Below are 16886 nucleotides of genomic sequence, written 5' to 3' on the forward strand. Positions count from 1 at the left end.
CCTTCCCGCTCCATCATCTCCAAAGCCAGCTCGGCCGCCGTCTGGGCAGCCCCGCTCAGGCGGGGCACGTAGTACTTGATCACCCGTCCGATGTTAAACAGGGAAGCCTCCACCAGGGCGCGAGCCAGAAACAAGCGCCAGGGTCCGCGGAGGTAATGCCGTACCTGCTCGACGCGCAGCCGCCCCGAGAGCTGCGATTCTCGAGGATAGAGTGCCGCCGTGAAATGGCCGTAGTAGTCGTAGAAGAAGGCCGGAATGCCGTGCTGTCCCAGGAAAGTGACCAGCTTGGAATTGAGGTCGATCTCGCCGAACAGGTAAAGGCTTTCTACCGCTTCTACCGGGAAGGGCACCCGATCGGTGGGATGGTCCGGTGGACAGGAGGGCAGGCCTTCGTCCTCAGGGGCATCGTCGGGAGCGCGCGCTCCGGAGGCTCGCTCCAGGGCCAGCGTGTTGTGCCGGCGTTTGAGGCGTCCGCTGGAAAACAGATAGTAAGGTCGTTTCATCGCGTCAAAGGTCTAACGTCTCAGGGCGCAGGAGACCATCGGTACCCCGGATCTCCGTCTCCCCGCTTTATGCATAGCACAAGTCTTCAAAGGCGCACTTCTGACAGAAGCGCCGGCGCGTCAGGCGGGCCGGGGGCGTGTGCTGCTGGGTCAAGAGCTGAAGTTCCCGTGTCCAGGTGGCCAGTTGCCCTTCCTGCGCGGCAGTGAGCGTGACCGGTTCGGTGCGGCGCAGCAGGGGATAGTCCAACTGGCCGGTGAAGGCCGCGCCGTCGGCGCGGGTCACCCCGTTGAGGCGTAGGAGCCAGAGGTAAAAGCGCACCTGCCACCGGTGAGCCTCCTCACAGGAGCGTCCCTTTTTGGTTTCGTGCAACACCCCCTGTCGCAGCTGCGCGCGGTCGAGCTTGCCCACCAGCAGGTGCCCGTCGGGCGTTTCCGCTTCCAGGTGCAGGTGTTTCTCGCTGCGGCTGTAGCTGGTCTGATCCAGCAATCGCCCCAGCGCCACGGTGTCGGACTCCTGTTCCATCCACAGGCCCCGCAACGAGAGCCAGGCTTTGCGGGGGCAGATCAGATAGTAGCCCAGCAGCATGCCCCCGATGCGGAGCGAAGAGGTAACGGTAGCGAACGAATTCATAAAGCTTCAAAGTCAAGAGAGACCGCGGGTGGTGATCACTTCTGTCTACGCATCGCCTCGATTTCCCTGACCACCGCTTTCCCAAACCGATCAGGTATCACCATGCGCAGGTGTGTTTCGGCTTGCGCCAGGACTTCTTCAACAGAGTTGGTATCCTCGTTGCCAACACATGCCCCCGGCATCTAGGGTCATTGTGAAGTAATCGACTGGACTATCCTCGTCCAGACCGAGTTGAATGTCGTCGTGGTTTACGCACCACCAGGCCAGGTAGGGATGTGGGTCGGAGAAGGTCATACCTCATATTCAAAGGCCTTCAATTGTTCCGTTAGATCATGTTCAGCGTTTGCCAGTGCCTCTGCCGAACCCATCACACCGGGTACGTAGCCTTTGGCAGAGAGCGCTATATACAGCTCCGCACCACGTACTTTTTCAAGTACTGGGTCTGCTTTCTTCCCCTCTTCCCGTAGATCGGCACGGATGGCCGCCGCCAGTAAGTTTGCGTTGTCCGAGATGGCTATGGCCAACGTCGGTTGCGGACTGTAGGTACGGCTCTGGTTGCTGGTGATGCGCCAGTTGATCAACGCGTGTGCCAAGGCGGGAATGATCTCTTCACGACGGTCCGCTGGGCACACCAAAAATTCACCCTTCTCGATCCAACCTTCCTCACGTAATTCCGCCTCCTTCGCTTCCGTCAGTTCTGGATCGTGACGGTTAGTCGACACTTTGAATAAACGCCGTAGATCAATAGCCACATCGTACACGAAGAGGCCTTCTGCGCGCGAGCCGACTTTATCGCTCGGAATCCAGTGACGTCGCGGAAGCGAACGGGTATTTGAGCGAAGAAACTCATTGACCGCTTCGTCGGAAAGCAGCTCACCCTCGGCGTTGCGCACCCTGACGGGGTTATGGCTGGGGTTTTCGCTGCGATCAAACGTCAAACTCTCTTCACTGGTCCGAGCCAGCGTAGGATGCAGAGGGCGCATGGCCGAGATAGAAAGCGGGCTGCGTCTTTTGAGAGTAAGTTCGGAGGACTGAGCCCGCATCCACCCACCGATTAACTGATCGGCATGAAGGGGATCGCAAGGACTCCACGGTTCCTTCTGAGCAAGGCTATCCTTGCCATCTTTCCCACTGGTGATTTGATAATTAAACGTAATGGGCGCCCGCTTTTCATCTTCCATTGTTTCCACCATTGCATCGAGGATGGATCGTTTGACCTGTTGACCGCTCGAATAGGGGAGACGATTGTTGAAAATAGGATCCCAATAAGTCTTCTGACCGTTCTCGACAGAAAACACCGTGTGGTCCATTTGGCGTAAGCCACGGAGATACAGATATGGTTTCATCAAAAATTACATTAAGGGTGATAAGTTATTTTGAAACGTAGACGAACTTAAAGCGTAACAGCGTGAGAAAAAGAGGTACGTTACTCTCCGGCATCGTAACCACCTCATGGACGAGGCGATTGAATAGCTCCTTATGGGTACCGTCTTCTTCCTCTAGGATGGGGGTGAGCGCTTCGACAAACTGCCTGCGGCCATTGGCCTTCAAAGCTTCTTCGACCATTGTTTTGTGCGTTTGTTTACCCCGTTTGGCTTGTTGGGTAAATTGGTGAAGTGCTTCTGCGGTTTGTTCCGTTTGTTTGAGTAAGTCTTCGTTGTTGTTCAGCATGGCGATGATCCAGGTTATGTAGATGTCGTGGGTGATCTGATCTGACTCCTTTTTAGGATGTTTTGGCAAAGTGATTCCGTTAAAACGGCTGGGCATGTGCTTGCGTAAGTCTTTCGGCTCAATAGCCCGTAGCCCGATCGCACCTTGCTGGCAAGCGGTGGTGAAGCCCAATTCTGTGTCATACAGGCGCTTTAAACTCCTCCGGTCACGGCCCTGGTGCGCTCCGAACAGCCGTTCGTAGAGCAGGGGCAACCGTCCTACTTCCGGGAGCTTGAGTGGGATGAAGCCCACCGTCGTATTCGTCTGGCCAAAAGAGTAGACATAGCTGATCAGGTCGCGGGCATCTGGCAAACTGGTCAGCGCGAATACCACCCGAATCCAGGGCGGTGTGCTATAGGCGTGCTTACCGTCTTTGGCGACTGGCTCACCCGACGCACCGAGAGGAAAATCGCGCAACGGATCAGTTTCATCAAACTCCTCGTCAAAGCGGTGAATTAGCCACCACCCGTTCCAGGTATCGATCTGGTAGGGCTTCAGGGTCGGTAGCGCCTCCATCTTACTTCGGTATTGCTTCCACCCTTCCAATAAAGCCAGCAATACCGCGTCGTGGTCAATCAGCATTGACATGCCCCCCTTTACTCCTACCCCGGCCGCTGCACCCATCCAGGTCAAATAGATCTCGTCGGCGTCAACCGGGATACATACGCTCGTGATTTGGCTTGACGTAGCCGCTTCCACCCCCCGGGCTGAGCCCCCTAGGTACAGATGTCCTTGGGGTTCATCGAGCCTTGCTACGTCTGTATGAAAGAGCAAGAGTGCCTCCCGACGTACCTCCTCCGTCAGCGGTCGCTTTTTCTGCTGCTTAGCAGCTTGGTCAAATTTTGAGTTATTCGCCAACATGAGGTACCGCTCGTGGTTGAAGACCAGCGGAAAGAACACGTCGTCAAAAAACTGACGCGGCGTCAGGGGTGGTCCTTCGCGGCGATGTTCGTTGTAAAGGGTCAGCAGGCGGCGGCCGATGTGTGCGGTGTACATGGTTTAAATAAATCGAGTGTCAAAAGCGGATTGATTTGTCGGCATGGCCGGTACTACCAATCCGAGCAGCAGCCCCCCCGGATGGTACCAGTCGTCGGGAATCACGTAGGGATAGGAACCATATTCCAGTGGTGCCCCGCCCGTACGGAGTGCGTAGCGCAACCGGTGCGACACCGGAATTTCCAATTCTACACGGGCATCCCACGGCCCTCGCCGGTAGGCTGCCACGTCCGATTGCCGCACGCAGGTAGCGGAGTCAATGTCAAGGGCTTCGAGCAGAACTGATTTTTGATGGTGTTGCAGGGTACGGATGCGGTACGTTCCATCTTCTCGCATGATAAAATGCTGCGCCTGGTCAGGTACTTCAACCGTAGGATACACGCCATCGATAAGGAGCTGTACGTCGCGTTCAGCCAGTACCTTTCCCTCATCGGGTAGAGCCGCGTAACTGGCACGGACCACGTCCGGCTCATACGGTCGTAGTGCGCGGACGTCTTCCGGTGGGGCCACCACATGTACCGGTTTATACGTACCGATGGTTGCCTCGTTCCGAATGCGGTTCACCCGTCCGAAGCGCTGGATCAACGCGTCCAGTGGGGCAGCGGCGGTCACCATCCGGTCGTAGGATATGTCCAGACTCACTTCTACCACCTGGGTGGCACACACCACACACGGCCCGGCGGCGTGTTGCAACTCCTTCACCCGCGCTTCCAGGGCTCGGCGTTCCCCCCGCCGGAATCGACTGTGAATTAGCAGCACCTCTGCCTTTGGCAGGTGCTGCGTTGCCCAGCGGTAGTTTTCTTGCGCGTCCTTCACGCGGTTCGATACCCAAAGTACGTGCTCGCCCGCGTCGACCGCTCGTCGAAGTACTTCGTGCACCGTCGTCTCGTCGGCCACTTTGTGTACCTGGTGCCGGTCAAACGTATCGAGCACAGCAGGGGGCAATCGTACGATGTCTACTTGGTCTGATCCACCCAGTACCTCCACCAGCGTATCCGCCAGCACGGTGGGAATGGTAGCCGACCCGATGTGCACCCGACAGTCCAACCGTACCAGGGTACGTACCATCTGCACCACCATAGCCCGCGCCTGCCCGTCGTACGTATGGATTTCATCCAGAATCACGTCCTGCCCTTGCAAATCCAGCATGATGGCTTCGTATTTCGGCGTCCCGAAGACAATCCCCGCCAATTGATGAGGTGTCATTACCTTGATGCCCGCACCCGGATGCATTTGAAGCTCCACATCTTCGTCGGCTTCGTCAGCCAGTTCCAGCCGCGAGGCGGCATGCAGACGGCGCACGTCGGCATCCGGTACATCCTCCGCCAGCCGTTGGTACATGGCGTTGATCGACGCCTGAAACGGCAACGTGTAGAAAATCCTGCCCCGACAGCGCCGTATCAAAAAGTCCGTTTTCCCCGCCCCCGTCGGAGCAATCACCAGTGTATGTGTAGCCGGGTCATCCACAGGCTGCTCGGAAAGCGGATACAGCTTGGCCTTCGGACCTTGGGCGCGTTGCTCGAACGTGCTTAGGTCGGGGGGGTGGTAAAGAGCGGTTCTTTTCGTGATCGTCTCATGTAGATAAGCGGATCCGAAATGATCGGCACTCATCAGCAACCCTTTCCAGGGCGACCAGCCGTCGACCATGCGACGCACGCGATCATACACCCTCTGAAAGCACTCGGCAACTTCCTCGTAAGCGAGGGTACGAACCGCCACGCCAAATTTTGCAGCGACATGGGCTGCCACGGGTGACCATTGCGGCCAAGCTTCGAAGTGACGCTCAAAGACCTCGTCCACTCCGTTTTCCTTGACCAGGTCAAGGAGGCCCCGCTGGGAACGATCGTTGCGAATCGACTTATGGTGAGCCACCACCATCTGAATCAGCACTTCACGCTCGGCGAGTGGAAAGAGCGGTAAGAATAATAAGGAAGAGAGTTCGTGACGGTGGTAGTGGTTGCGCCCAAAGCTTCGGTGTCGTAATTCTTCCTCAATGGCGTCGGCGGCGGGTAGCTGCTTCAACTTCATATCGCGCTCCTGGGCTGACTCTTTTTCAAGCAACATGGCTTGAAACGCCGGGTGTCCTTTTCCCAGATCATGCAATACCGCCCCTAGCCGCGCCACGCGCACGTCCAGGCCGTAAGCGGGTGCCATTACCTCGATGGCTTCCACCACGTGTCGGGTGTGCTCTTCCAATAACAGGCCCCCTTGTTTCGGACTTTTCGCCAGCAAGATCATAGCTCGTAGGAAATGACTTCGGTGGGATTGCCGGTGATCGTCAGGGTACCGTACATGGGTGCGTCGCCCTCAAAGCGGTTGTAGCCGACCATGAACGACCCCGGCTGCTCCCGTCCAAAGCGCAGTTCAAATCCATCGACTTGGTCGTAGGCTTCCCGTGTCATCTCACCCACCATCGTTGGCAACAGCACATCTTCATTTCGGCACAAACACACGTGTTGCTCCGCGGCCCACAGGGCCTCCGCTTCCGTCCCGAAGGCTAAATACAGGGTTGGGTTTAGCATCACACCTCGGTAAAGGATCGACTGTTCACGTGACATCTGCTTTCGTGTCTTGCGCCACCCGGCCGACTGGATCTGCTCCATCTGTCGACTGAACCCTTGATGCGCCAATCGGTGACGCAGCACGGCCGTAACTTCTAGTTTCTGCCGTAGCCCCTCTACGATGCTGGGTGTCAAAAACTGTTGGCTGTAGGTCTCCCCGTCGCGCACCGCCGTCCAGGGCTTTATGAACCCAAACGGACCGGAGTAGCGCACCACATAGTATTCTTCTTGCATAGTTTTGTAAGTAGCGATTAACACACGGCCCCGAATCCGCTGCCTGTCAGCTCCCCAATGCCTACCGTCCAGGCAAACTGGAGCGCTTCTGACGTGCCCTCCACAATGACGGGACATTCACTACCCCGGTGCTGAATCTTCTTGATCGTAATTGTGCGCGTGCGTGCGTCCGGGTATTCACGGTCAAAAGCGACCCTTACCTTCAGATGATCACCGGTCAGACCGGCAACTTCCAGTTTACGGCGCAAGAGTTGCGTCAGCGCCTCATCTACTTCGGGTTGATCCCAAAGAAGGTATTGACGAGAACCATCTTCTCTTCGACGGCGAATCACGATAGAAGAGCGATCAGTATAGAATCGCACTGAGTTGCTTAGTTCAGGAATGTCAATGAGCTGTACCTCATTGACATTCATGCCATAGGCCACCGTGGGTGATTGCATTACTCCATTCAGCGCCGTTTTCGCAATCTGTGGGTCAAAAAAAGATAGATTCCATACCGATCCATGGGGAAAGTGAAGCTGGTCTTTACGCCTTTTTGCGTTGTGCAGCCAGCCGAAACTGTACAGGCTCAGACCATCGTGCAGGTCGTTGGGACCTAACCATTTGTGCAGAGCTCCGGTGAGATGGTGCAGGTGATTGAAGGGAACGGGCTCTGTATTGGGTGTTAAGTGAAGTTGTAAGCGCATAGTGTAAGGCGTTTCGGTGAGCAAGTAAAGCAGGCAGACTGCCAAAATGCGGGAGTCTGCGGTCTAAGAGGTTTATTTTTTAGGAGTAAAGGGTTGATATCGTGTCAAAGCGGCTTCCAATCGCTCGGCCATCCGCTGCCGAAGTGCTTGGGGAGCCAGCACTTCCACGTACTCGGCATAGCCCAAGAGCTCGCGCTCTAGCTCGGGATTGAGGACCAGGTCCAGTTCTACGGTCAGCCCCGCCTCGTCATCGGCTAGTACACGTTGGGTGGCATGGAGCGGTAAGGTTTTTAGGTAGGGAACCATCGGAGTGGCAAACCGCAACACGACCCGTTCGATGTGTTGGTCTGCGCCGAAGTGTACGCCCAGCGCATAGGCCTTCTGGGCTCGGTAGTCCGCCCGCCGATCCTGGGTAAAGGTCTCCTCGGTCAGCTGAGGGTCGCGCATGCGCTCCACGCCAAACGTCTTGAGCTTCTGGTCTTTGGGCGACCAGGCCACCAGGTACCAGCGGTTGCGGTCTTCCAGCAGCAGGCAAGGCTCTACGTAGCGTTCCGTGATGTCCTGCTGTTGGAAGGGTTGATAGGCGAAGCGGAGGCAGCGCTGTTCGCGCAATGCCCGCCAGAGAAGGGGCAGGTGTTCGGCCCCCTGCAGCTCACTATGTTGCTCAAATTGTAAGTAGTGCGCGACTTGCCGCACGTTTCCCTGCAGAAAGAAGGAAAGACGTTCCCAGCGTTCGAGCAGCTCCAGAAACTGGTGGAAATCGCCGACATCCTCGTCGGGGGGACGGTAGAGGTAGTACCCTTGATGAGGTTTGCTGAAGCGCACTTGGAGGCCAAACTCTTCTTTGAGTTCTTTCTTGTCCCGCTCGAAGGTGGTCTCGGAGACCTCCAGACCCGCTTGCTGTAAGTGGTCGAACAAGCGCGCTTTGTCCGGATACGTATAGGGTGGGCTCGTCAAACGAAAAAGTAGCACGAGCCGACGCATTTGAGTCGGTTGCTTCATGGGTGTTGGGCCCGCCTTTGCAGGGAGTCGTTTTACGCTCGTCGTGTAAAACCCCCTCCTTGTAGAGGTACCACCGCTCAATATAGAGCATCCGTGAGATTCTATCAAAGAAATTCAGAAATTGATCGTATCGGAAGATCTCTTGAAGCATACGCCATCGGATGAAGCGGCTGAGCAGGCAGTCACCTCTGGATTTTCTCTTTGCGTCTCGCGCTCTGGTCGTCATCCCTGGGCGAGGTCTTAGAGCGTTTGGCCGCCTTACCTGTTTGTCTGAGCGACAGCTGCGGTATTGTCTTCGCTTTGCGGAAGTCGTAGCGGATCCGGAGATTCTGCACACACTGTGTGCAGAATTGAGCTGGGGGCGGGTCTCGCCAGGCCGGCCCCCGCGTCGCATTTACGAATACTCATTCAGATAGATGACCCGCTCAAACGCGACTTTTATACAGAATTGAGCCGTCTGGAGTGTTGGAGTGTGCGGACGCTGCAGGAACGCATCAACTCCATGCTTTATGAGCGTTCGGCGCTCTCTCACAAACCGGAGGAGACGACTCGTCACGATCAGGCGCAGCTACGTCAGCAGCAACGGGTGCAACCGGACCTGCTGCTCAAAGATCGCCGGGGCAACCCTGCTGGGCTACGCGGTGGATTAGGGTGCAACCGGACCTGCTGCTCAAAGATCCCCATGTACTTGATTTTCTAGGGCTATCGGACCGCTATCTGGAAATGGACTTCCTAGCTTTCAACGGCATCAGGCTTCAGACTCTGGTACAGGATGTTCATCACCGTCAGGTCGATGGGGGGATTGGCGTTGGTGGCGTAGATCGTTTGCAACGAATCCAGGCGGCGGTTGAGCGTACTGAGGTGGACCATTTTGCTTTGCGGGTTGATCACCGAGCTAAGTAAGGTGCCATAGAGGCGGTGCCAGGCGTCGGCGTCCATGTAGGAAGTGGCGTCCAAGCGTTGCCCGTCGAACGGAGCGGGATCCGTCAGGTCCAGACCAAAGTCGGTGAGAATGCCTGTCGAGAGGGGTGCCTGGTTGAGGGCACCGAATACCTGATTCATTTGGTCAGAGTAAGGCGTGGTTTGTGCACCGACCGCCTGGCTAAAAAACAAGGCGATGCCTAAGGCGGTCGTGAGCGTGAGGACGCTCGACCGTCGTCGAGAGAAGAAAAGCATATAGAGGGAGTTAGAAGGTTGCGAAGATTAGTGGATGAGAGGTGCATCGAAACGGCCCTCAGTGACACGTACCGTATCGCCCTCAGCATTGGTCATGGTGAAAGCAAACGTGCCGCTCACCACGCCTGCGGCTGGCTCATAGCGCGACAGGGTCACGTAACCACTCACCGGATCAGAAGATTTAAAATCTTTTTCATTCATGCTTAAAAGCACTTGATTCTGGGCCGACTGATTGTAGAGTGGATAAGTCAGTCCTGTCCCGAGGCTGTCCCACAACCAAAATGATACAAGGCTTCCTACGTCTTTTGAAAAGTAGGCTTGTATCGAGAGGGTACCCTCTTTGGAAGGTTCCGCCCAGCACCCAGAAGCGTTTTGTCCGCGGGGTGGACCTACGGTATAAGCAGCGTACCCATCTATAAGACAACCGGCGTTCCAATTGCCTTCCTGCGTTGGGGGCGGCAGTTTACTGAGCGGATCCTCGTCAGGGTCGTGTTTCCGGAACAACTCGCAACCACTCAGCAGGAGCAGGCTGATCAGTAGGGTAGTGGGTAAGCAGCGATGAGGCATGAATTACTGTGAAGAAGAGTAAGTCGAAAAATAGTTGTTTATTGAGCACAAGTACTATATTCCGTCAACATGTCACAATAGCCCATCTAAAAATTTATGCTATTCATCTATATATAGGGAAGGCAATATAGGGTTAGCAATGCACCGGCTCCTTTATTACCAAATGTGCAGAATCATGCTTTTGCTCTCTCTCCGTGCAGCCCCAAACTAGGTGATGATCATTTCCAATGGCCGAAAGGAGCGAGGGACCGCCCCTATTAGGTAAGCCGGTAAAAGTGAACGCCCAAGATACATTACAAAGCAATCCTTTCTGTGCAGCGATCCGCCTTTGCCAGGCGTTTTGTGGGCTAGTAGTCGACGAACGGTCCTTTCATGAATTTATTTTAAAGGAAGATCGGGTAGCGGAGTACAAGAGTAAAGAAATCTATTGTTAAGTAATGAATGGTTATGTTGAATGAAGTTATAGGTCTCTAGATAAATATTTACGGTACGTCATCGTAAGGAGAATTAATGTTGAAAGAAGATTTGGGTGATCACTGCTCGGAGAAACGTTTTATTTGAAACGCATTCGGTGCTTCTTTGTGGTTGACAACTCTTTTAGCTACTATCGTTTTGACTTTTATGGTCTTTCGGTTTTCCGCCACCCCGGATTTTGACTTTCTTGCGCAATTTGCCCTTCAACTCCAAGTCCCTGTAGCAAACGGCCAGCTGGTCATTCCTCCCTGGCTCGGTCAAGGCTATTTGCGAAAGTATCGCTTTGGGTCCGACTTCAAAGTGGTGTTTCATCACTACACTCTAAAGGAAGAGCTCACGATCCAACGCCAGGCCGCTGGGGACGGCAACGACCTGGTCACGATGTTTTTTTACCGCCATGAGCAACCGGTGGAGATCGCTTATAACCAGGACCCATCAGTGCGATTTTCACAACGGGATCATTCTGCTATCCAGGTCACGTCCAACGATCTTAGCTCGTCCATCCGCTTCCCGGCGCATCACACCATCCATTACGTCGTGGTCGGCGTGAGAGCCGCCAGGTTGAAGGCGCTATTAGCCGAAAGCACGCAACATCCGGTACTGGACACGATTACGCGCAGCGGTAGTTCGTTTCTCTACTACGAAAGGATGGATGCCGACACGAAGTGGCTCCTGAAAAAACTGGAGGAGATCGACATGAACGAGCCGCTCAGCGACTTCTACCTACAGGTTAAGGTGCAGGAATTGCTTTACCTGCTCTTCCGTACATTGGCGTTGCGGGGACATCGCACGTACCAATCCCTCAGTAGCGCGGATGTGGAGCGGTTGCTACAGGTACGCGATGCGCTGCTGCGTGAGTTGAGTGTGCCCCCCGTCCTGCGCGAACTGGCGCAAACGGCCGCTATGAGCGAAACTAAGCTCAAGCGACTCTTCAAGCAAACGTTCGGTACGACGATCTACTCGTATTACCAGCGGGCCCGTATGGAAGAAGCGGCGTTTCTGTTGAAACAGGCCCATTATTCGGTCGCCGAGACGGGCCATGCCTTGGGGTTCACGAACCTGAGCCACTTCAGCCGACTGTTCAAGCAACACTACGGAGTCAATCCCAAACGGTATTCTACCTCGTAAACGGGGCCTAGCCCAGGTAATCCGGAGGAAATACCTGTTGCCCGTACTTCGCCGCTGCGGCCTGCAGTCGTTGGATCTCTTTTTTATCGGGGTGGACGGGGGGAAGAAATTCGCCGAAGGCGATCGGCTGTCCGACTTCTTCGAAGAATTGCTCCAGACCGGCCGGCACGACGGTACAAAGCAGATGAGCGACCCGCTCGGTTTTGTTTTTGAAACCGTGGACCACGCCCCCTTTCAGAATGGTAACGAATGATCCTGGTGTGGCTACATAGGTGCCGTATTCGGATTTGACTTCGATCTCTCCTTCGATCACGTAAAACGTTTCTTCAAACGCGGCGTGGGCGTGGGGACCGGGTCCTCCCCCGGGTGGGATAAGCATGTCAATGGTCGCAAATGCGCCGCCGGTGTCTTTTCCGCCGACCAGGACGCGGTAGGTGTCGCCGACCAGAGAAAGGCTGGTGCCTTCGTTGGGTCCTACGGTGAGGGGGGCTTTTTTCGGGGTGTCCATGTTGTGGGAAATGGTGTGGCACCAAGGTTAGCACGATTCTCCGAAAGCGCCTATTCGGATCAGACCGAAAATCAGTCTGATCCGACAGCGTGGGTTTCGCCGTCGCTTCGGACTGATTTTCGGTCGCATCGGGCTAGTTCAGCACTGTTGCCCGCAGTAGGTTTGTCGTCCGAGGATGCCGTCTAGAACGGTAACGAAAGGCGACGGACCCGGCAGCGCAGGAGGTGCCGAACTCCCACTCGCCCTTTTTCACGGCGGTGTTCCAACGACTTTCTCTGCGTAAACTGGGTACCATTCGTCCGGTGAATACCTACCAATGCATGAAACAACCGCTTAGCAATCCCTTCATTCTGGCGCTGAAAGCCTACAATCTTTCCGTGGAGATTCACCACCATGCCGCCTACCAGATCGTGATGTCCGGCGATCATCCCTTCACTTCTGCCATCGATGGCACGTTGTATGAGCACCTTCACGGCTTTTTGATCAAGCCCCAGGTCACCCACTTTTGCCAGGCGGAGAAAGGGACGCTGAGTGTACTCAACATCGAGCCGTACTCGCAGGTGGGACGGGAACTGGCTCGTCGCTTTGCTCCCGATCAGGACCACGTCGTGTTTGCCGAGCAAGCCGAGCTGTGTGCCTTTTTCCAGGGGGAGGATCCGGCCCGTTTCGATCCCTATGCCCTCATGGAGCGATTGGTGGCCCCCCTGCCGGACACGCCCTACGACGAACGGGTGGCCACCATCGTAGCCTACATCAAGGCGCATTACGCGCAGGCGCACCTCACGCCCCAGACCTTTGCCGAACTCGTCTTTCTCTCCCCCTCGCGGTTGGCCGCCCTTTTTAAACAGCAGACGGGCAGTAGCTTGTCTCGGTACCTGTTGTGGACCCGGTTGCGACAGGCCATCTACCTGACGCTGAGCGACAAAGACCAAAGTTTGACAGAAATCGCCTACGACACGGGGTTCTACGACCTGCCGCAACTCAACAAGTACATGTACGAACTGTTCGGCATGCCTCCCAAGGCCTTGAAGCACAACAGTGATCTGATACAAGTTTTCTAGCCCGGGGGCTGCCACCTTTGTGCTGTCCATGAAACAAAACAACAGCGCCATGAAAGCAATCACCTATTCCCGGTTTGGAGACCTGAATGTTCTGCAAACGGTGGACGAACCCCAACCGGTCGCTCAGGCCGATCAGGTTCTCGTCCACGTAAAAGCCGTGTCCCTCAACCCCCTGGACTGGAAAATCAGAAAAGGGGAGATGAGGCTGATGTCCGGCTCTACCTTTCCCAAGCATACCGGTACCGATTTCGCCGGCATTGTGGAACGTGTCGGCTCCTCCGTTACGCACGTGGAGCCAGGAGACGAGGTGTTCGGCGTGGTGAAAAACGGCATGAAAGAAGGCGCTCTAGCCGAATACGTGGCCGTGGCTGCCAGCCACGTGTGGAAAAAGCCTACCTCCCTCGAGTATGCTCAGGCGGCCTCTATTCCTACCGTCGGCGCCGCCGCGGTGGCGGCCCTGGAGAAAATGGGACCCCTCCAGGCGGGCACTCAGGTACTGGTCAACGGGGCCACCGGTGGCTTCGGGATGTTTTTGCTGCAATTGCTGAGCAACACCGACGCCACCATCACCGCCGTGACCAGCACCAACGCCCTGGAACTGGCCAACGCCTGGGGGGCCGATCGCGTGATCGATTACAAAAAGGAAAACGTGCTTTCCCAGCAAGCGACGTACGACGTGGTGATCGATTTGTCAGGAAAAATGGGATATAGAAACGCGAAGCGGATCCTGAAACGCCGTGCCCGGTTTATCAATGTGATCCCACAACCCGCAGATATCCTGGCTTCGTGGGTGAACAATTGGTTTACCGGTAAAAAACACCTCGTCCTGCTCTCCGGTCCCTCTTCCGAAAACATGAACCGGTTAATCAAGGCGATCGACGACGGACTTCAGGTAGAAGTCAGCAAGACCTTTCCGTTTGCACAAGCCAAAGAAGCGTACCAGTACGCTGAGCGGGGCGGCTACGTAGGCAAAGTGGCGGTCACGGTCGCGTAAGTCAGCAGATAGGGGGCGCTTGAATCGCCATCCGTCGGACCTAATGTAAACGAAGTTGGTTTCAAGAAAATTTCTCCGGCGAGCCTCTCTCAAACTGAAAAGGAACAGATGCTTTGAGAAGCGTAAACCTACCTTAAAAAGTCACTAAAGAAGGTAGGAAGACGCTCTCTCTAAAACAGGGATTTGATACAAGTTTAGCGCGACCTGTTCGCCCACCTTTGCCTCATCATCACACAGAACCAAATCCTAAAAAGATGAAAAAGAAAATCGTTGTACTCGGCGCCACCGGAACGGTGGGCAGTAAAGTCGCAGAAATCCTTTTGAACGAAGGCCATCAGGTGACCCTGATGGCACGCCACACCGATAAGCTGGAAAAATACCGTGGGCAGGAGGCTACGATCCTCGCCGGTGACATCCTGGATGCGCAAACCCTAACCAAGGCGTTCCAAAAAGCTGACAGTGCCTTTGTGTTGTTGCCCGACAACGTACAAGCGGAAAACACCCGCGCGTACCAGCGGCACGTCACCAGCGTACTCATCGAAGCCATTGAAGCGTCGGGCATCCGCTACCTAGTCAACATGAGCAGCCTCGGTTCGCACATGCACGAGGGCAATGGCATCATGGCCGGAACCGGTGAGCAAGAAGTCCGACTCAACCAACTGGAACACGTCAATGTGCTGCACATCCGCTCGGCCTATTTCATGGAAAACTTTTTGCGAACCATGGGCCTGGTGAAGAACCGGGGGATCAACGGGACGCCGGCGGTAGGCGACCACGCCATTCCCATGGTCGCTACCTGGGACGTGGCCCGCGTGATTGCCGGGCATCTGGCTCGTCTCGACTTTACAGGCAAGCGGGTGGAAGCAGTGATGGGGCCTCGGGACTATACTTATCAGGAATTCACCAGCCTGATCGGAAAGGCCATCGGCCAGCCGGAACTGCCCTACGTCCAGGTTCCGGTGGCGCAGGCAAAGGAAGTGTTTCTGAGCAACGGATTTTCCGAAGATTTTGTCGACAACCTGATCGAAATGGGCACTGCGGTCGAAACTGGGTTCATGAACTACCAGCAGCGAGAAACGTCGACCGTCACGCCCACTCCTGCCGAAGCGTTTATCCAGGAGGTGTACGTCCCTATTTACAACAAACTGTAGCCCACACAAAAAAAACTTAGCCTTTCTCCTTAAACATCGGTTCGGAAGCAAGCAACGCGAGAAGCAGACTAACCCACAGAGCGCAGTGATGACCTGTCATCCCCGTGGGTGAAGATCCGCTTCCCCGTTTTGGGTGAAATCGCTTTGCCCATCCCCAAACCTCTCACCTCAAATCACGAAAAAAAAATGAAACTGTTAGAGCCCATTCAACTCAGCAATTTATCGCTCAACAATCGCATGGTCATGTCCGCGATGACCCGCAGCCGCGCCGACACTAACGGGGTCGTGGGCGAGCTGACGGTACTATACTACACGCAACGTGTCAGTGCCGGATTGATCATCACCGAAGCGATTAACATCAGTCCGCAGGCCATCGGCAGTCCCCTGACGCCTGGCCTCTACACGTCCGCGCAAATGGACGCCTGGAAAAAGGTGACGGACGCCGTGCACGCAAAGGGTGGGCGCATCGTCACGCAACTTTGGCACACCGGACGAGCCGGCCATTCGATCGATCGGCAGGGCGAGCGGCCCGTAGCCCCCTCCGCTGTGGCCATCACCGGCATGCAGCACTTTACCTCGCAGGGATTGAAAGACTATGAAACCCCGCGGGCGCTCACCGTGGCAGAAATCCACCAGATTGTCCATGACTACGGTCAGGCGGCAAAGAATGCCCTGGCGGCCGGCTTTGACGGGGTGGAGCTGCATGCCGCGAACGGCTACCTGTCCAATCAGTTTCTGGCCGAGAGTGCCAACCGTAGAACCGACGCCTACGGCGGCAGCATTCCGAACAAAGCCCGTTTTGTGCTGGACGTGATGGCGGAACTCATCGGTGCGGTGGGTGGGGAACGGGTGGGCATCAAGCTGTCGCCTTTTCATTCCTACGAAGACATCGTGCTGGACGATCCGGTGGCGACCTACACCTACCTAATCGAGGAACTCAACCACCTGGATGTTGCCGATGTCGAATTCATGAAACGCAGCCCTGCCTTTCCGGCGGTGCCGCACTACCCAGATGCGGACGAGATCGAGTTGTTTGGTCCGTTGGCCGCCCCAACGGTGATTGCTAACATGGGGTACGGGAGGGCCTCCGGTGAAGCAGAAGTACAGAAAGGCATTGCGCAGTTGATCTCCTACAGTACTCTCTTCCTGGCCAAGCCGGATTTGCCGCTACGGTTCGCGCAAAGATGCCTTGCTCAATCAACCGGATCGCGCCAGCATGTTTGGCGGCGGAGCAAAGGGATACATCGACTATCCGGTGTTAGCAAACTAAAAAATCAGTCTGCTTGCAGGCCACGGCCAAAGACCGTTGCTCTTCGCCATAGCCAAACGATAACACACGATTCACGTAGCTGCGTATCCTTCATGGTGCTGCCGCACGAGAAGCGCTTGAGACTCGCCTGCATGCTTCCATTCAAAGTTGCTCTATGCCAGAGTTGAGCTATCGCTGGCGGAGAGCAACTTTGTGAAGGCCGAGTGCTCTAGGATTGCATAGGGATTGTGTAGT

17 protein-coding genes are annotated in these 16886 nt (G+C 55.6%); 6 read left to right on the forward strand and 11 right to left on the reverse strand.

The annotated features are described in order from the left end of the window. From BLR44_RS26075 to BLR44_RS26110, 8 genes are all read right to left on the reverse strand, one after another. Positions 1-503 (reverse strand): CRISPR-associated endonuclease Cas1 (locus BLR44_RS26075; protein WP_176956219.1); only part of this gene is annotated, 503 nt, incomplete at its 3' end. 67 nt (positions 504-570) lie between these two features. Next, positions 571-1134 (reverse strand): CRISPR-associated protein Cas4, encoded by a 564-nt coding sequence (locus BLR44_RS26080; protein WP_089688005.1) that lies wholly within the window; start codon positions 1132-1134, stop codon positions 571-573. 290 nt (positions 1135-1424) lie between these two features. Further along, entirely contained in the window at positions 1425-2480 is a 1056-nt protein-coding gene (locus BLR44_RS26085; protein WP_089688008.1) for a CRISPR-associated protein Cas7, read from the reverse strand. Between the two features lie 25 nt (positions 2481-2505). Continuing rightward, positions 2506-3840: a hypothetical protein gene (locus BLR44_RS26090; RefSeq protein ID WP_089688009.1), complete on the reverse strand. Its 1335-nt coding sequence runs from the start codon at positions 3838-3840 to the stop codon at positions 2506-2508. A 3-nt stretch (positions 3841-3843) separates the two neighbouring features. Beyond that, positions 3844-6078: a CRISPR-associated helicase/endonuclease Cas3 gene (locus tag BLR44_RS26095; protein ID WP_089688011.1), complete on the reverse strand. Its 2235-nt coding sequence runs from the start codon at positions 6076-6078 to the stop codon at positions 3844-3846. Then, the gene (locus BLR44_RS26100; RefSeq protein WP_089688013.1) at positions 6075-6635 is read right to left on the reverse strand and encodes a hypothetical protein; all 561 of its coding nucleotides are present in this window, start codon (positions 6633-6635) and stop codon (positions 6075-6077) included. Before BLR44_RS26100 ends, BLR44_RS26095 begins: the two co-directional genes overlap by 4 nt. Before the next feature lie 17 nt (positions 6636-6652). Then, the gene (gene cas6, locus BLR44_RS26105) at positions 6653-7321 is read right to left on the reverse strand and encodes a CRISPR-associated endoribonuclease Cas6 (RefSeq protein WP_089688015.1); all 669 of its coding nucleotides are present in this window, start codon (positions 7319-7321) and stop codon (positions 6653-6655) included. Positions 7322-7393: 72 nt separating this feature from the next. Beyond that, positions 7394-8293, reverse strand: a complete 900-nt coding sequence (locus BLR44_RS26110) for a helix-turn-helix transcriptional regulator (RefSeq protein ID WP_218127197.1) — start codon at positions 8291-8293, stop codon at positions 7394-7396. Between the two features lie 370 nt (positions 8294-8663). On the opposite strand from BLR44_RS26110, the gene BLR44_RS29445 reads away from it, so the two are divergent. After that, the gene (locus BLR44_RS29445; protein ID WP_218127198.1) at positions 8664-9023 is read left to right on the forward strand and encodes a DUF1016 N-terminal domain-containing protein; all 360 of its coding nucleotides are present in this window, start codon (positions 8664-8666) and stop codon (positions 9021-9023) included. A 32-nt stretch (positions 9024-9055) separates the two neighbouring features. Here the strand turns inward: BLR44_RS29445 and BLR44_RS29100 are convergent, their stop codons facing one another. Continuing rightward, positions 9056-9499: a hypothetical protein gene (locus BLR44_RS29100; protein ID WP_218127199.1), complete on the reverse strand. Its 444-nt coding sequence runs from the start codon at positions 9497-9499 to the stop codon at positions 9056-9058. 27 nt (positions 9500-9526) lie between these two features. Then, positions 9527-10066, reverse strand: coding sequence for a Riean_0653 family protein (locus BLR44_RS29230; RefSeq protein ID WP_245706178.1), 540 nt, complete (start codon positions 10064-10066; stop codon positions 9527-9529). A 741-nt stretch (positions 10067-10807) separates the two neighbouring features. Between BLR44_RS29230 and BLR44_RS26125 the strand changes: the two genes are divergently transcribed. Beyond that, entirely contained in the window at positions 10808-11668 is an 861-nt protein-coding gene (locus BLR44_RS26125) for a helix-turn-helix transcriptional regulator (protein ID WP_245706179.1), read from the forward strand. Between the two features lie 7 nt (positions 11669-11675). On the opposite strand, the gene BLR44_RS26130 is transcribed toward BLR44_RS26125, so the two are convergent. Beyond that, complete coding sequence (locus BLR44_RS26130) at positions 11676-12176, reverse strand: cupin domain-containing protein (protein ID WP_089688022.1); 501 nt, start codon at positions 12174-12176, stop codon at positions 11676-11678. Between the two features lie 320 nt (positions 12177-12496). On the opposite strand from BLR44_RS26130, the gene BLR44_RS26135 reads away from it, so the two are divergent. From BLR44_RS26135 to BLR44_RS26150, 4 genes are all read left to right on the forward strand, one after another. After that, the gene (locus BLR44_RS26135; protein ID WP_089688192.1) at positions 12497-13237 is read left to right on the forward strand and encodes a helix-turn-helix domain-containing protein; all 741 of its coding nucleotides are present in this window, start codon (positions 12497-12499) and stop codon (positions 13235-13237) included. A 49-nt stretch (positions 13238-13286) separates the two neighbouring features. Continuing rightward, on the forward strand, positions 13287-14231 hold the full coding sequence (locus BLR44_RS26140; RefSeq protein WP_176956223.1) for an NAD(P)-dependent alcohol dehydrogenase: 945 nt from the start codon (positions 13287-13289) through the stop codon (positions 14229-14231). Positions 14232-14485: 254 nt separating this feature from the next. Then, the gene (locus tag BLR44_RS26145) at positions 14486-15382 is read left to right on the forward strand and encodes an NmrA family NAD(P)-binding protein (RefSeq protein WP_089688026.1); all 897 of its coding nucleotides are present in this window, start codon (positions 14486-14488) and stop codon (positions 15380-15382) included. Between the two features lie 186 nt (positions 15383-15568). Beyond that, positions 15569-16819 carry an alkene reductase gene (locus BLR44_RS26150; RefSeq protein ID WP_218127200.1) on the forward strand — a complete coding sequence of 417 codons (1251 nt, stop codon included), beginning with the start codon at positions 15569-15571 and terminating at the stop codon, positions 16817-16819. The last annotated feature ends 67 nt before the right edge of the window (positions 16820-16886 follow it).

The organism is Catalinimonas alkaloidigena (assembly GCF_900100765.1).
GTDB lineage: Bacteria > Bacteroidota > Bacteroidia > Cytophagales > Flexibacteraceae > Mooreia > Mooreia alkaloidigena.

Bases quoted from the DNA above. Each gene is read 5' to 3' on its own strand.
- BLR44_RS26080 (WP_089688005.1), bottom strand. From the start codon at position 1,134: ATGAATTCGTTCGCTACCGTTACCTCTTCGCTCCGCATCGGGGGCATG.
- BLR44_RS26085 (WP_089688008.1), bottom strand. From the start codon at position 2,480: ATGAAACCATATCTGTATCTCCGTGGCTTACGCCAAATGGACCACACG.
- BLR44_RS26090 (WP_089688009.1), bottom strand. From the start codon at position 3,840: ATGTACACCGCACACATCGGCCGCCGCCTGCTGACCCTTTACAACGAA.
- BLR44_RS26095 (WP_089688011.1), bottom strand. From the start codon at position 6,078: ATGATCTTGCTGGCGAAAAGTCCGAAACAAGGGGGCCTGTTATTGGAA.
- BLR44_RS26100 (WP_089688013.1), bottom strand. From the start codon at position 6,635: ATGCAAGAAGAATACTATGTGGTGCGCTACTCCGGTCCGTTTGGGTTC.
- cas6 (WP_089688015.1), bottom strand. From the start codon at position 7,321: ATGCGCTTACAACTTCACTTAACACCCAATACAGAGCCCGTTCCCTTC.
- BLR44_RS29100 (WP_218127199.1), bottom strand. From the start codon at position 9,499: ATGCTTTTCTTCTCTCGACGACGGTCGAGCGTCCTCACGCTCACGACC.
- BLR44_RS29230 (WP_245706178.1), bottom strand. From the start codon at position 10,066: ATGCCTCATCGCTGCTTACCCACTACCCTACTGATCAGCCTGCTCCTG.
- BLR44_RS26130 (WP_089688022.1), bottom strand. From the start codon at position 12,176: ATGGACACCCCGAAAAAAGCCCCCCTCACCGTAGGACCCAACGAAGGC.
- BLR44_RS26135 (WP_089688192.1), top strand. From the start codon at position 12,497: ATGAAACAACCGCTTAGCAATCCCTTCATTCTGGCGCTGAAAGCCTAC.
- BLR44_RS26140 (WP_176956223.1), top strand. From the start codon at position 13,287: ATGAAAGCAATCACCTATTCCCGGTTTGGAGACCTGAATGTTCTGCAA.
- BLR44_RS26145 (WP_089688026.1), top strand. From the start codon at position 14,486: ATGAAAAAGAAAATCGTTGTACTCGGCGCCACCGGAACGGTGGGCAGT.
- BLR44_RS26150 (WP_218127200.1), top strand. From the start codon at position 15,569: ATGAAACTGTTAGAGCCCATTCAACTCAGCAATTTATCGCTCAACAAT.